Raw genomic sequence first — 16411 nt, 5'->3', positions numbered from 1 at the left:
TGTTTCGGTGAGATATCTGAATTCTCCCTATATTTGTCTCCTCAAAAATTTAGCGTAATGCTCACACTCGATAAGATTTATCAGGCATCTTTTGCCTTGAAAACAGTTATCCGTCGCACCGACCTGATCAGTGCGCCCAACATCAATCCGGATTCTCATATCTATCTGAAACCGGAGAACTTACAGATTACTGGATCATTCAAAGTCCGCGGTGCCTGCTTCAAAATCGCCCAACTGACAGAAGAAGAGAAGGCCAAAGGCGTCGTAGCCTGTTCCGCCGGTAATCATGCACAGGGTGTCGCCCTGGCTGCCACCACCCATGGCATCAAGTCACTGATCTGCCTGCCGGACAATGCACCGATCTCCAAGATAGAGGCTACCAAATGGTACGGTGCCGATGTTTGCTTGGTCGAAGGCGTGTACGACGACGCTTATCAGAAAGCCCTGAAGCTGAGAGATGAAAAAGGATATACGTTCGTTCATCCTTTTGATGACGAAGACGTTATTGCCGGACAAGGGACTATCGGACTGGAATTATTGGAACAGTTGCCCGACCTGGATGCCGTAATCGTTCCGATAGGCGGAGGGGGACTTATCTCCGGCGTCGCCTTTGCAATCAAACATCTGAATCCGAATGTAAAAATATACGGCGTACAGGCCAGCGGTGCACCAAGCATGCTGAATTCTATCGAGCACAATAAAATCGAACGGATGGGATTCGTCCGTACCATTGCCGACGGTATAGCCGTAAAAGAACCGGGTGAACATACATTTGAATATTGTAAAAAGTATGTGGATGAAATCGTTACAGTCAACGACGATGAGATTTCGACCGCTATCCTGGCTCTGATCGAACAGCACAAATTAATCGCCGAGGGAGCAGGGGCGGTAGCCGTAGCGGCAGCCATGTTCAATAAAGTTCCCATAAAAGGTAAAAAAGCGATCTGCCTGGTATCGGGAGGAAATATCGACGTAACGATCCTCTCTCGCGTTATCGGACGGGGCTTGCAGAAATCCGGCCGATCCTACACCATGACGATCGAACTGGTCGACAAACCCGGACAGTTACAGCACGTTTCTGAAATTATTGCCCGCACCGGAGCCAATGTGGTATCCGTCCATCACGAACGAGTTAGCCATACCGCCGACATCAACGGCTGCTATCTCCGTCTGGAAATGGAAACACGTAACCAGGAACATATCGACCAAATACAATATACGCTGACGGCAGCGGGGTATAAGATTATTCCGGGATAACGTTAAGAGGCTGTCACAAAGACCTGAATCAAAGAAACAGATAACTTTTGACAGCCTCAAAACACGAAAAACTATATTTAATTAAAACACAACATTCTTTCGAATCTTTTCTTATTACTCACCATAGCCAGGATTTTGCTTGATCAGGTTATTAGCACCGATAATACTGTAATGTATCGGGAAGCGATTCAGATTTTTATTATTGGTTGCCTGATGATCCCACCAGCTTTCCGTCACATAAGCATCCCAGCGAACCAAATCAGTACGTCTCCGTCCTTCACCCAGAAATTCCAGTTGCCATTCATCCAACATACGATATTTATCCAAATTGGCAGACGTGACAGGATCAGGATCGTTCCCGCCCTCAAAATAACGCTTCCGGACAGTATTGATCAGATCAGCGGCTCCCTCTTTGTCACCGGCACGCATCTTACACTCGGCCAACGTATAATAAATCTCAGCCAAGCGGATGACAGGAACATCCGGATCAAACTTACGTTTCATCTCATCCTGGTTGGGACGTGGACTGAATTTTACCAGCCGGACACAAGAGTTTTCTTCCGCCATGCCCACATTAGACGGGAGCGATTCGAGATCCGGATACTTCGCATCTTTACCCACTTTGGCAAAATAAGCGACCTGATCGACTACCGTAATTACTTCCCCTTTATATTCACGGCTTCCCGTACAAGTCCATTCCGGATGAATCGGATTAACTAACTTGCCAACAATGAACATGCCTCGATATTTACCGCTTCCTTCATATACATACGGTTGTTTGCGTACATCCCGATCGTGAAATTTTCCATAAGCACCTCCGAGTTTATACGGATACTTCTTACCTGTCGGATCCAGACTCGGTATCAATCCTATTCCATTGTTGGATCCGGAACCTTCCAAACCACCCAGATAATTTTTGTAATTATAAGGGACAGACCAATCCCAATAGCCGGCATCCGTCTCCAGTTTTGCATTCTGGCTCGGGATAGACCAGATCAGTTCCGGGCAGGCTTCATTGTCGAAACCAAAAATATTCGTCCAGTCGGAAGCCAACGCATACTGCCCATATTTCCCATCGATGATATCTTTACAGATACCGGCAGCTTCAGCAAACATCTCTTTACCGATATAAGATTTTGCATTGAAATAAAGACGCACTTTCAACGCAGCGGCGACAGCTCTGTTGATACTTCCGGTCTCTTGCGCTCCCAATCCCTCCTTTAGCGGAAGTTCGGGAATAGCCTCCGTCAATAAAGAATCGATAAAATTAAATGTTTCCAAATCAGTCGACCGCCCTTTGATATCACTTTGCGTCGTCGTATAGAGCGGAACACCGCCAAACAGATCAAGCCCGTCCAAATAAAGCGAAGCCACCAACACTTTCTGCTGGTTCAGCATCGACTCGCGTGTCCCGTCGGCAAAACCCAAAGCATCGAAATCGATTTTAGCCAAATCCTCCAAAGCATCCCAGGCCAAAGCTACCCCCATGGAAAAGCCATACCATCCGTTGTTGACAAATGCCATATCTTCGGTATAAGCATGATGATGCACTTTCTGGTAATAGGCTCCGTCATACCAGTCGCTGCCACGGGTTGGCAGGCAAAATTCATCTGTGCCAATTTCCTGCAAAGCCCAACGATCATTATTGGACCCGACAAACCAACGCCAATGTGTAAACGGACGGTTAAAGCGCTGCCACACGGCATCCTGAGAGGTATAAAACGTTTCAGGAACCGACTGCGAATAAAATGTCGGATCTATATCACAAGACGTAACAGCCAACAGGCTTATGATTCCTGATAAAAACAAATGGATTATATTTCTTTTTTTCATCTTACAATCTGTTTTAGAAGTTAAACTGCATGCCTAATGTATATGTGCGAACCATCGGATAAAAGCGTTCCGTATCCCAAAACTTCTCAGTACCCTGATCCCAGCCGGTAATGTTTACCTCCGGATTCATTCCACTGTAACCGGTAATCGTACAGACATTGCCGACTGTGCCGTAGATACGTATCCGATCGATCAGATTCTTCGTATACTTCTTCATCGGCAACGTATAACCCAACGTAATAGCGTCGATCTTCAGGAAAGTACCGTCTTCCAGATAATAATCGCAAATCTGCTTTTCCCCTTTGATATGACTGAACTTGCCGTAAGCGTCTTTCAACACATTGAAATTACCTTGTCCCTGTATACCATAGTACATATTAATTGTGTTATAGACATCGAAGTCTATCCAGCTACGGAGGTTGACACCCAGATCAAAATTCCTGTAAGTAAATGTATGACTCCAGCCGACAATCAACTTTGGGGTATAGTTTCCGACATAACGTTTGTCATTCTCAGTCTTATCCTTTGCAGGAATCACATTGTTGTCTTTGTCGTACAACAAAAAATTGCCCTCATCATCGAAACCGGCAAACTTCCAGATATAAAAAGAACCGATCGTCGATCCCTCTTCCATGCGTGCCGCATCACCCGGTGAACCCGGGGCAACGAAACCGTTACCGTTTTTATAAGTATTATTTCCCCAAAGCGTAGCAATCTTGCCCGAATTATGGCTAAGATTTAAGTTGGAAGACCAAACAAAATCCTTTGTGCGGATGATATCTCCTCCGACTTCAAACTCCCATCCCTTGACTTCCATACTACCGATATTCTGCCACTGCGTGTTCTGTGTATAAGGAGGCTGAGGCACGGCCACTTCATAAATCAGATTGTCGATCGTACGTTTGAAATAGTCAAATTTTCCATATAGCCGGTTGCCAAATAAAGAATAATCACCCCCTAAGTTCCATTCTTTCTTCTCTTCCCATCCTAAATTCCGGTTCACATTCTGCGTTTTACCAAAAGAATAAGCCCATTCGCCATTCGGAAGCATCCAGTATGTATCAGAGCCCAGCATATCGGCCATATAAGAGGCATCGAAATCGTTATTGCCTGTCACACCATAACCAAAACGGACCTTCAGGTCATCTACCCATTTTACCTCTTTCATAAAGTTCTCTTTAGAAATACGCCAACCGGCACTGGCAGACCAGAAATTAGCCCAACGATTGTCTGCAGAAAACTTGGAGGAACCCTCATGACGGATGGAAGCAGATAATAAGTACTTATCCCGATAAGCATAGTTAGCGCGGGCAAAGACAGAGAACAGACGTTCCGTGATATTTTTGCCGGAACTCATGCCAGCCTTACCGTCACTCAGATAACTACCTTTGCCGATATCCCAATATTTCAGACCATCGACAGAGAAATTATAGTTATCCATACCGAAATTCTCGCCGTTATGCTCGAAATAAGAATAACCGGCGGTAACATTCAAGCTATGATCTTCCTTAAAATCCTTTATATAAGAAAAATATCCCTCGGAAGTCAGATTCTCAGTCTTGCTGAATGCGAGATGCGCATGTCCTTTACGTGATTCGTTCAACTCAGAACGATGCGTCCGCGGCCAATATTGGTGCAACTCCCACTGGCGGTTTTCATATCCCAGGATCTGCTGGTAAGAGAGGCCTGGAACCGGTTTGATATTCAAATTCATATTCACCTCCGGCTTAAACCATTTGTCCACTCCGTAGTAATCCTCCAGCATAGCATCGGCCACCACGTTATAATCGAGCGATTCATTCAGCCATACATTATATCCGGTTTCATTTTCCGGATCATAAGGAGAACGTGTCGGATTATTACGCATAGCCTGCTGGAAATTTGGAAAATGGTTGTTACGTGCAGCCTGCCGATAATCGACAGCCGGATGTATCTCCAACCAATCGTCAAACAGTTTGAAATTAGCATTCACACGCCCTCCATAATCCTGACGTCCATCCTGCTTGGCCACTCCCTGGTTCTTTTCATAGAAAAAAGAAGTATAGACCTGCGCCTTTTCGGTTCCGAACTCCAATGCAAGATGATGCTTTTGCGAAAAATTACCATGATTCAGCAATTCATCCCACCAATCTGTATCCTGTCCATAATCGGTACCGATTTCATAATCTGCATATTCACGCCCGGAGAGCATTTCCGGAGCATTATATCCCTGTTTCTTCGTGAATTCGTTACTATAGGTTAGTTTCACTTTTCCATTCGTGTCCGAACCACTTTTGGTCGTAATCAGAATCACACCGGAGGCAGCCCGTGTACCGTAGATAGCTCCGGCAGAACCATCTTTCAAAATGTCGATCGACTTGATATCGTCTTGCGTCAAAGACCGGATATCACCTCCCGGAAAACCATCGATGACGATTAGCGGAGCTTTGCCGGCATTGATGGAAGTCATGCCACGTAACTGGAATGTGGTGCCTGCATTGGCACTTCCAAGATTATACATCACCAGACCACCAATTTTGCCTTGCAAAGATGTAGAAATGTCGGCACCACTGACACCAACCATCAGGTCGTCAGCTTTCAAAGAGGTGATAGCGCTGGTGACTTGCTTTTTATCCAGTGAGCCATAACCGATAACTACAACTTCTTGCAGGGTCTCGGCATCTTCTACCAATTTCACTTGAATTGAATGCTGTTTCCCTACTTTCACTTCCTGGCTTATATAACCTATATAGGATATGACCAAAGTCGAATTATCCGGGATATTTTGCAGGATAACCATTCCATTATCATCTGATATATTCCCTATTGTCGTTCCTTTTACCACAACATTTGCTCCTATGACAGGCCCGGTTTCATCGCGTACCATAACAGTCACTGTTTTTTCCGCCTGATCAGGCATCCTGTTCTCTATCCAACTTGAGGTTAACAATTCAAGATTCTCATCCATAGCAAAAACTTCTGTCGGCAAACATAAAAACAAGCCACACATAATCTTTATTGCCTGGGAAATCGAATCCTTTCTTCCCGGGAGAAAATCACAATTCTTTTTTTGTTGCATTTTCTTGTATTATTTTACAGGTTAATAATAATTTGACAAGTCATAATTTTGACACGTCTAATGCCGAAGCATAAGACTTTACGGTCTCTATACCATTCACTTCACAGGCCTATTGATCTAAATGATTTTAAGAATTATTGACTTTACAAAGTTAAATTGAAAAGAGGTTACATTATATCCACATTATTTGTTACTTTTGACCGATAAAATAAGAATATTAATCAATTATTTACGAGTATGGAAACAGATTTGAAAAAACTGGTAGGACAACGCCTTCAATTACTTCGTCTGGAAAGGAATTTGACACAAGAACAAATGAGTGAAAAACTCAATCTTTCTACGAGTGCCTATTGCAAAATTGAATATGGCGAAACCGACCTCACCCTTACTCGTCTGAACAAAATAGCGGATATACTCAACATGTCCGCAGTTGAACTATTCACGAGAATAGAAGGAGATACGTATAATAACTATCCTAAAGATTATGGTCGCGTATGGATTACGCGTGACAGTAGTATTGTAAATGTAGACAATAGCGATGACCTCCGCGAATTGGTTAAATCTAATTCCCGTCTTATCGATGTTCTTTTGAAAAGGATTGAAGAGCTTGAAAAGAAATAAAGGTGTTTACTTGCTCCTATTCAGGACAACCACACCAAAATAACTTGTTTCAGATTTTGTCAGAAGCGAACTATCTTGTCCCCGTGCTTGACACGGGGTCGCAGAAGAACCGGCTGTATCAAAAAATACATACAGGATACGGTTTGTGCCTTTGCGATCCCGTGTCAAGCACGGGATCGGGATAGCTCAATTATTTCTAGATTGGAACATCCTTTAGCTACAGTTGCTTTGTTTACTATTGAGGACTCGCTTTTCACGTGCTGCACGAATTTTCACACCGACACGAAGAGATTCCAATTCTCTTTCAAGCTCATTGCGCTCCGGTGTCCCTATTTCACCATAATAACGATCTTTTATCTGATCTAATGATGTTACGTTCATTTCTTTGCCTCCTTTCCCATCTCAACTACAATCTTTCCCCCTTTCAACACTTCATCCTGTGGTATTTTAAAACCATCGACTGGCTTTCCATTCAAAGTCACTGATTGAATGTATTTATTTTCCTTAGATGCACCGGGAGCTTCGATCACAAAAGTTTTTCCCCGACCATACTTACCGTCCAGGCGGATCGTTATTTTCGGATAACGGGGGGATGCCAGTTCATAGAAAGGCTTTTCCGAACAACCGCCCTCCATCTGAAACAGACCGATGGCACTCATAACAAACCAACTACTCATCTGCCCCAGATCCTCATCACCCGGATAAGCGTCATAAGGGGTAGTCCCGTAATACTGTTCCTGTATAGCACGTATCCATTTCTGTGTCAGATGGGGAGCACCTGCCCAATTGAAAAGATAAGCCACTTCCATAGATGTCTCGTTGCCATGATTAATCGGAAAGGCCGAAAAATTATCGCCGGCCGCATTGAAATTGGCATGCGACGACTGCTCCATCGCCTTATCCAGGCGGCTTATAAAGCGTTCTTTACCGACCTCACGAATTAACTTTTCGGGGTTATGAGGAACAAACCAGGAATAATTGAAAGCATTCCCTTCCGTAAATCCGGGAGTATGATACGGATCGAAAGGTTCCACCCAGTTTCCATGTTCATCTTTGGGCCGCATAAAACCGGACTCAGGATCAAACAAGTTACACCAATTGTTCGAACGTTTATCAAATAATTTAAAATCATCGGTCTTCCCCAGGATCTTAGCCATCTGCCCCAGGCACCAGTCATCATAAGCATATTCCATCGTATTAGAAACCGTCCCTTTTCCTGCAGGAATATACCCATACTTCATATAGGGAACTAAATTCTCAACACCAACAGTTCCACCGCCTTCGTATTTCTGAGGAGGTGTCGTCATCATCTTTTTCAAACCATCATACGCAATATTCAAGTCAAAATCACGTATACCACTTTGCCAGGCTCCCAGAATCTGAGAGATCGGATGCATGGCAACCATAACACCGGTATGTTCGATTCCGGCAGGGTCCGTATTGAACCATCCGCTATTCTGGTAAAGCTGAATAGCCGAACGTGCCCATTGGCTGGATATTTCAGGAGCCATCAGATTAAATAACTGCTGATTATTCCAGAACGTATTCCAATATTCACCGCTCACGATACAATCGTCCGGTTTCTCCAACTGCCTGATCCGCTCGTCTTCATCTACAAAACGACCATCCACATCGCTCCAGGTTGCTTTAGCTGCCAAGGCACGATAAAGATTCGTATAGAATTTTTTCTTTTGCAGGTAATCATCTGTTTCAATCGCTATCCTGCCCAGATATTCATCCCAGACGGAACGGGCATTATCCACGACTTTCTCAAAATCCCAACCAAACGGATCAGCCAGTTCCTGTTTCAGGTTATTTCGTGCCCCAGCCATATCAACCAGAGAGACACCCGAACGGACAAGAATCTCTTCATTCTCCTTCGTCTTATAATTTAGGAATATACCGACATCACCTTTGCCATCTATCTGCGTGATATTCTGTTTTATTTCAGCAGGAGTCTCAAACTCGTGATTCCTGTTCCATCCAGGGATATAACCGGTTACCGGTTTAACACCTTCGTTCACCCATCCCCCCATCGAATCAAAAGGCTTACTAAATTGAAGGACAAAATATAACGTATAGTTCTGCTCCAACGTATAACCGGTAAAAGCATTATAATAAGTCGCATACCCTTCTATCTCAGTATCATTTACTTTCGTGATATGCGCATTCACCAGATTATGCGGATACTCGTTGGGAGTAAACATATCGATCAGAATCCGGGCATCTTCCCTGGCCGGGAAAATATACCGTTGCAGGGCTGCACGACGCGTTGCCGTAATCTCCGCTTTGATCTTTGTGTCGGTCATATAAACGGAATATCTGCCTATTTCAGCTTTTTCGGAAGCCTTATCGATACGCGAACGATAACCTTCGTCGGGAAAATCCTCCCGTCCAGGATTTACTTTCAGTTCCCCGCAGGTAGGCTGCATCAGGAATCCGGTCATGGTCCAGTCGCTGAAATGATTGAAGCCCATGATATTTTCAATCGTATATTCATATCCGGCTTTCCATATCTCATCCTGGTTATCAGGGGCGATCTGCACCATACTCAGCGGGAGACTCGGTCCGGGTTTGAACATCCAGCGTGAATTACCGGTACCCATCAGCAGGTCGACATCATCCGAATAAGAATGAAGAGGCTGCCGGCTACGGGTAATTTCTCCTTTATAAACAATCTCCTTGCCATCCTGAATCGTGAACTGCAAAGTTTCCTGTTTGTCATTGGTCTTGGCAGCAGGCATCCATATCTCCTGGATACTCTCGCCCGTTTCAATCACACGCGAAACCGGCTGGCATCCCTCTATCCGGAATGTCAGTTCCCGGGAATGGTCAAACTGGTCCATATCCACCAGGACCGGTTGCATACGTTCCCCGTTTTCTTTCCGGTATTCGAACGGAGCTGCTTTGACAGAACGTATCAGGGAAGAAGAGGCTTTCCCCAGCCGGATGCCGGCCGGTGTTTCCAAACGGATACAATCGAAAATCGCCCAGGTTCCTTTGATTGTTCCCAACTGGATTTTATTCATCCCGGCAGTAAGCCACGCAGCAGGAAACTGTATTTTTATTTCTTTCGCCTTTCCGGTCTCCTTGTTCGTAAGTAACTCTCCTGAGTTTTCTCCGTTCAACTCTTCCTCAAACCGGTTACCGTTTATCTCCACCCGTATCTTCACAGGATAGCTGTTATGCGCCCCGGTAAAGAAAAAAGTCAGGGAACATTCTCCCTGCGCAGAGACCTTATCCAGATTAAAAAACACAGCAGGGAAATGGCGGGGATGAAACCCGGCCCAATATCCGCCGCCAGCCCAGCTATCCAGCGGTCCCGGCAAAACATAAGGCCAGTGCTTACCGGCCGACGAATAACCGACATAAAAAGATTTCTCCCCTCCGAAATTAGCCAAAAAACTATTATAGTTATCGGGATACAAAGCAAACTCGGCAGCTGAATTATCCTGCTTGCCTATTTCAAAAAGGATCTTGTTCCCTGCGTACGTACCGGAAGACAGTAGAATAAAAAGAAGAAAGAATAGATGTTTCATTTTAATTAATCAAATTAGCATACAAAAATAAAAGAATCCATGGACAATCTATTTATACATTTTTTCTATTGAGTTATATTATCTTACGTTTAAAGGAGAGTCATAATTGAGAAAACGTACAAATACTCAATGGCGATGGCGGGCCAACCTGCACCTGCGGGGCGAACAGGTTTTGCAGATGTAACTGATACGAACAGGAATAACAGCCGGCAAGCTGTCAGACAATCATTTATTTGCCGGCATTCATTATTCCCGAATCATTATCCTGGTTATATATCTTCTTCCCGTCACTCTGGTATTTGCGACCGAACCGGAAATTCCAAGCAAAGGTCAGGAAAAAGGCATGAGAGCTTTCATTGATATAATTCTCCTTGTACGAGGAAACATACTTATTCCAGTTTTCATAAATCCGTTTATAGTTATTGGCAAAAGGATTGATCATACCGGCTCCGACTGAGAACTGTTTATAATTATACCGGACCATCAGCATATGAAGATTCTCTCCGCTCGACATTTTCTCTCCCCAGAAACTATTCCGGCGGTTGTAAATACTGAACATAGCCGTCAAATGTTTATACTGCCCCATTATCTCTGCACGATAATACCAGTTCGTATAGGTATGCCGGTAATCTTTCCCATCACTCCAGTAACGGTTCACGCCTCCGCTAAGAGAAAATTGCAGGATATTCCATAACATACCGGCCCGCAGGTTCAACTCGCCATTCAAGGACTGAAAACCATCCTGATTTTCATAAGTATGAATAAACATGCCATCCTCAATAAAAGTAGATTCCATTATCGCTTTCGGAGCATTCCGATAACGGGAAGACAAGCCGACAGAGACTTTCCCCTTCCGGTATTCCATATATAAATCGGCCTGGTAACGGTTGTACGGATTCAGGTCCGGATTTCCCCGCTGTATCTGCATCGAATCGATCAGTTGCTCGACAGCACTCAACTCCGACAGTGCCGGCGGATTGTTCGTCAGGCTGCCATTCAGGCGCGCATAGAAATTATCAGAGAAAGCATAACGGAAAGAAAAACGAGGCCAGAACGTATAGGTCTGATAACCATCTTCCCCTTCCTGTTTCAGCCATGAACGGGTAACACCCACACCCAACGAATAATTGAGCTTTTGCCATTTGCCCTGAAACTCGGTATATAAATAGGTATCCGACTGTTTCATCTCCGTTTTATATGTCATATTTCCATCATAGGTATTCTCCGAAAAGGCTTGTGAATGTTTCAGTCCTGCACTTAACCGGCCTTTTTCAAAACCTTTTTCATAAATACCTTCACCAATCACGGAATATTTATTCCCTTTTACACCGGAGTAGATATCAGTCAGTAACAGATCGTTCTGCTTTTCCTGATAAGTACGCTTGGAGTCGGTGTAGATATATGTTCCGACCAGGTTGAGCGCCAGAAACTGTTTGTGCTTCAGGTTCTGCTGATAATATAAATCGACATACGGACGATGTGTTTTTTTATCATTGTTGTCCCGCATATCCGTTACATGGTCCGGATACTCGACATTATACAACTCACTTCTGTAATCCGTATGCGGTTGCAGATACCCCCAGTAACCCAGCTTTGCATTCAGCAGGTATTTATCCGGTTCTTGATAATTATAGGTGAAAGAACCGCCATGATTCAGCTCCTGAAAATGTCCGGGCTGCCCTTTTTCATACCGGTGCAGGGAGGTACCATCTTCAAAGAGGAAAGATTCTTCATTCGTGCGCCAGCATTTGTAAAAGTCACGCGGACTGGCATAATAACTCAGACCAAACTCCGATTTCTTATGATTCAGTTTGGCTGATATTTCATCATTATGGAATACTACATGCGGGGAATTCATCATATCCAGGCTAACGGAGCCACCTGTTTCGTACCGGCGGGTGATATAATTCAATACGGCTTCGGCATCTCCGTAACGCAGGCCGGGATTCTCCAGATATTCAATACGTATGATATCGTTCGGCTGTAATGCGGAAATATCCTTTGCATCCACTTTCGCTCCATTCAGACAAAGCTGTACAGAGCCGCCACCGGAAACACTGATATCCCTTGTCATCGGATTCACCTGAATGCGCGGTAACATCAGGGCCTGAAGCAAATTCACCCCATTTGTAGAGGCTGCCAGCTGTTGTTTATTGGGAAATACGATCTTACGGTCCGCCCGGTTGACAATATTGGCGGCTGTAACTGTCACCTCATCGAGTTGTTCCGCAGCTTCATTCAATGTTAGTTTTCCCAAATCAACTGACTTGGAAAGACCATTCAGATCGGTTATATTATCTGTATACCCAATAGCGGAAATAATCAGACGATAACTGCCTGTTTCTATTTTTTCCAACTGAAAACGTCCCTTCGTATCAGTCGATACACCTGTGACAAAAGTTGAATCGAGCGTTTGCAACACGACATTGGCAAATTCAACAGAGGCATCCGTACTTCCATCTGTCACCATTCCGGAGATCTTTATCTTTTGCGCATAACATAGACTGACTGACAGAACAGCACCTAAAATAAATAGATATATTCTTTTCATATAACATAGAATTTGAGTGATTATCTGAAGGCAAAGGTAGAGCCTCCACAGTAGACAACCTTGAATTCCATATGGACAAAGAATACCGGATACCTGTACAATGACGCACAGCTAAACTGCTAATAAACAATCAAATAAAAGAATCTATATTTTTCAAGTGGACAAATCACCTCATCAAAATCCCCACAGATAGACATCGGCCGGCTGATTCTTCCCGATCAACTCGTTTTTTCCCTGATTAATCCGTTCCTTTATACGCTGTTTCCGTTTGGTGACAGAAGAGGGAGCAATACTATACAACCGGGCAATAGCCGAAGTGGACAGTTGTAATTTAATCAGGCAGCAGCACTGAATATCTTCCTCCGTCAGCAACGGGAAAGAAGCACGAAGCCGCCCGGTGTAATTATTAAATATCTTATCTATCAATTTATAAATGACAGGCCAGTCTATATCCGACAGATTATGGACCTCTCCTTGATACAAACGTTCCAACTCTTTATATTGCAAGATAACCTGAAGAGACAATTGTTTCGTGCTGGTTGTAAGCGCTTGGTTTTGTATGACCATCCGCTCATACGAATCCATTTCAACGTTTTTTTCCGGGATATTCTGAGCATATCGGGCCATTTCCTGTTGCAGCTGCTTCTTTTCCCGGTTCAATAGCTCATTCTCCTGACGAATCCGTTCAATTTCAGAGAGCTGGTCGTTCAATTGCTGTTCGGCTATTTCCTCCTGCTCCGACTGGCGGGCTGACAATTGTTCGATCGCCTCCTCATTTTGCCGGATCAGCTGTTCCTTTTCGCTTAATGCAATTTGATGCAGTCGCATCTGCTCTCTCATCTGCCGGATAAAACGTTCCTTCTTCAACAATTTACGTTGGTATAAATAAGCCAGGAAGAAAATCAGGCAAGCGGCTGCCGACAGAATATAAAGAGCCAGGCGGTGGTTCCGGTCTTTTTGAATCTTCAGATTCAGATTCCTCCGTTCCAGTTGGTTCTGTACAAACAACCGCTCTTTTTCTATTGCCACATTCCTTCTTTCCACCGATGCCACCTTTTCACAAAAATCATAGACAGCAATGATATTCAGAGCATTATTCTTCTTTACATCATAAACACTACGAAGCAGTTTCTCCACATAAAAAAAAGAGGTACGATATCCGTTCCCGTAATAATCCCGGGGGATTAAATCGCAACAATGTTCCAATTGTTTCAGGTAAACCTCCGCAGAATCCAATTTCCCCAGATTTAACCAAAGACATACATAAGTAGCAGTCTTTACAATACTATCATGCAGATGTTTCGGAGGATATTCCTGATCTAACTTCCTCATCAGCGGCAAAGCCTTTTCACTCTGATGGAAAGCATTCAAACCATCTATATAATTACGGAGAATCGAACTGTTATCAACTCGCAGCTCTTCCGCCAGTTTTAGTGCCCGTATCATATAATGCTCCATTGAATCCGGTTCCTGCCGGGAAGCATAATAACAACCGAGACCATACAAACAATGAATCATCTGCAACGAATCTAAAGCATAATAATCGAATATAATGTGCTTAACGTCTTCAGGTACCAGAGAAAGATTCCCCGGAAGCAGATCATGATAACCCAGAGTCGAAGCAAGCTCCACCAGCAAAGTGGTATCTTTATTGTTTGCTGCAATCTGTATTCCTTTTGAAATAAACTCTTTAGCCTCTTCCCTTTTATCTCCCGAATAGTTCACCTGCATAGCAGCTAACATATATGCTTCTGTCAGACGAGGGGATTGTTGTTGCTCATAACAACGAAGTGTATAATGAATCAGCGAATCATTCACCATATTCCGTCCCTGTCGTTGATGCAGCCGGGTGATCCACCAGCCATATTCCGCCCGAAGGCTATCCGAGAGTTCGGATGGAACGACCTGCTCTTCCAGTATCATCGCCAGGCTGTCCGGATTTTCCCGCAGCAGACGTTCAGCCAAACCTTCATCCGGAAAGAAAGCCTCCTGCCGTCCCCACTGACAGGAAGGTAAAAGGAGAGTAAAGAACAAGATCAGACAGCAAATGTATTTCATAAGAGCGTTATTATAAAGGCTACAAAGATAATGATAATACCCCGGCAAAAGAAGCCTGTAAATAAAGTCTGATCGGTTTACTTCAAAAACATCATTATAATTATTTCATAACAAGCATATTATAACTACATTTGCATTATTGTAGCGAAAGTTACAGTAATATTGACTACAATAGAAGGATAGCTTATGAAATTTTACAATAGAAATAAAGAATTACAATTACTACATGACTGGGAAGAGTTGTCTGCCGAAGCAGCACAAATGACAATTGTAATCGGGCGCCGGCGTGTCGGAAAGACTACATTGATTAAGAAAGCTTTCGAAAACAAAAAGATGATTTACTTCTTCTGTACTAAAAAGAATGAAGTACTTCTCTGCGAAGAATTTGTAGCAATTGCCAAAGACATATTAGGTACAGATATCCTTGAATACCGTAACTTCCGGGATTTATTCCGATATCTGATGCGCATATCAACTGAACAAAACTTTACATTGGTAATAGATGAATTTCAGGAATTCTATTATATTAATCCCGCCATTTACAGCGAAATGCAAAATGTATGGGATGAAATGAAAGATCACGCAAAAATAAACTTAGTACTTTACGGCTCGATCTATTCACTCATGAAACGCATATTCGAAAACTCCCGGGAACCACTATTCCAACGAGCCGATCATCGCATTGTGTTACGCCCATTCACAGTAGATGTGATAAAAGATATCATAAGAGATCATTTCCCATCTTTCACTCCGGAAGATTTACTGGCTTTTTATACAGTAACCGGAGGTGTTGCACGGTATATAGAACTATTAATCAAGAGCAAAGCTTTTACAAAAGAGAAAATACTGGATACTATTTTCAGCGAAAACTCTTTCTTTTTAGAGGAAGGAAAAAATGTTCTCATAGAAGAATTTGGAAAGGATTATACTGTTTATTTCTCTATTCTTTCCCTAATAGCCTCTTCTAAAACATCCCGGCCGGAAATCGAAGGCGAATTAGGTGTTTCAGTCGGTCCCCAATTAAAAACATTGGAAGAAGACTTTAATGTCATTACCCGTACCAGTCCAATATTTTCAAAGCCGAATACCCGGCAGATCCGTTATTATATTGATGACAATTTCCTGAACTTCTGGTTTCGCTTTATTTACAAATACAGAAGCGCAGTAGAAATATCCAATCTGGGATTCATTCGACAGGTGGTAGAAAGAGATTACAACACATATATAGGACGAATACTTGAAAAATATTTCCGAGACCAGCTAATCTTATCCAAAGAATGGTCTGCTATCGGTTCTTATTGGGAAAACGGAAATAAAAACGAAATAGATATCGTTGCCGTAGACGAATTCAATAAGAGAATGGTCATCGGTGAAGTAAAACACAATCCTAACGAGATCAACTTAGGGACATTAGAATATAAAGCCAAAAATATTGCTGCAAGCCATAAAAAGTACACAATAGAATATAAAGGTTTTTCTCCTGATGACATGTAA

Annotated in this window: 9 protein-coding genes; 3 read left to right on the top strand and 6 right to left on the bottom strand. The window is 43.3% G+C overall.

Going from position 1 to position 16411, the window contains the following annotated elements:
• Window positions 1-57: 57 nt before the first annotated feature.
• Entirely contained in the window at window positions 58-1257 is a 1200-nt protein-coding gene (gene ilvA / locus K6V26_RS23600; protein WP_009860208.1) for a threonine ammonia-lyase, read from the top strand.
• A 114-nt stretch (window positions 1258-1371) separates the two neighbouring features.
• On the opposite strand, the gene K6V26_RS23595 is transcribed toward ilvA, so the two are convergent.
• Together K6V26_RS23595 and K6V26_RS23590 are read right to left on the bottom strand one after the other, a co-directional pair.
• Window positions 1372-3090: a RagB/SusD family nutrient uptake outer membrane protein gene (locus K6V26_RS23595; RefSeq protein ID WP_224264052.1), complete on the bottom strand. Its 1719-nt coding sequence runs from the start codon at window positions 3088-3090 to the stop codon at window positions 1372-1374.
• A 13-nt stretch (window positions 3091-3103) separates the two neighbouring features.
• The gene (locus K6V26_RS23590) at window positions 3104-6148 is read right to left on the bottom strand and encodes a SusC/RagA family TonB-linked outer membrane protein (protein WP_224264051.1); all 3045 of its coding nucleotides are present in this window, start codon (window positions 6146-6148) and stop codon (window positions 3104-3106) included.
• A gap of 237 nt (window positions 6149-6385) precedes the next feature.
• Between K6V26_RS23590 and K6V26_RS23585 the strand changes: the two genes are divergently transcribed.
• A complete protein-coding gene (locus K6V26_RS23585) occupies window positions 6386-6769 on the top strand; it encodes a helix-turn-helix domain-containing protein (protein ID WP_010801037.1) in 384 nt (127 codons plus the stop codon).
• A gap of 213 nt (window positions 6770-6982) precedes the next feature.
• On the opposite strand, the gene K6V26_RS23580 is transcribed toward K6V26_RS23585, so the two are convergent.
• The 4 genes from K6V26_RS23580 to K6V26_RS23565 all read right to left on the bottom strand — a co-directional run bounded on the left by K6V26_RS23580 (window position 6983) and on the right by K6V26_RS23565 (window position 14917).
• Window positions 6983-7150: a hypothetical protein gene (locus K6V26_RS23580; protein ID WP_010801038.1), complete on the bottom strand. Its 168-nt coding sequence runs from the start codon at window positions 7148-7150 to the stop codon at window positions 6983-6985.
• Entirely contained in the window at window positions 7147-10308 is a 3162-nt protein-coding gene (locus tag K6V26_RS23575) for a GH92 family glycosyl hydrolase (RefSeq protein WP_224264050.1), read from the bottom strand. Before K6V26_RS23575 ends, K6V26_RS23580 begins: the two co-directional genes overlap by 4 nt.
• A 229-nt stretch (window positions 10309-10537) precedes the next feature.
• The gene (locus tag K6V26_RS23570; RefSeq protein WP_046145962.1) at window positions 10538-12859 is read right to left on the bottom strand and encodes a TonB-dependent receptor; all 2322 of its coding nucleotides are present in this window, start codon (window positions 12857-12859) and stop codon (window positions 10538-10540) included.
• Window positions 12860-13033: 174 nt separating this feature from the next.
• Entirely contained in the window at window positions 13034-14917 is a 1884-nt protein-coding gene (locus K6V26_RS23565) for a hypothetical protein (RefSeq protein ID WP_224264049.1), read from the bottom strand.
• A gap of 186 nt (window positions 14918-15103) precedes the next feature.
• On the opposite strand from K6V26_RS23565, the gene K6V26_RS23560 reads away from it, so the two are divergent.
• Entirely contained in the window at window positions 15104-16411 is a 1308-nt protein-coding gene (locus tag K6V26_RS23560) for an ATP-binding protein (RefSeq protein WP_224264048.1), read from the top strand.

This window comes from Parabacteroides goldsteinii, from assembly GCF_020091425.1.
GTDB classification, from domain to species: Bacteria; Bacteroidota; Bacteroidia; order Bacteroidales; family Tannerellaceae; genus Parabacteroides; species Parabacteroides goldsteinii.
Note: the sequence above shows the minus strand (reverse complement) of the source record. Positions and strands in the feature narration are given on the sequence as shown.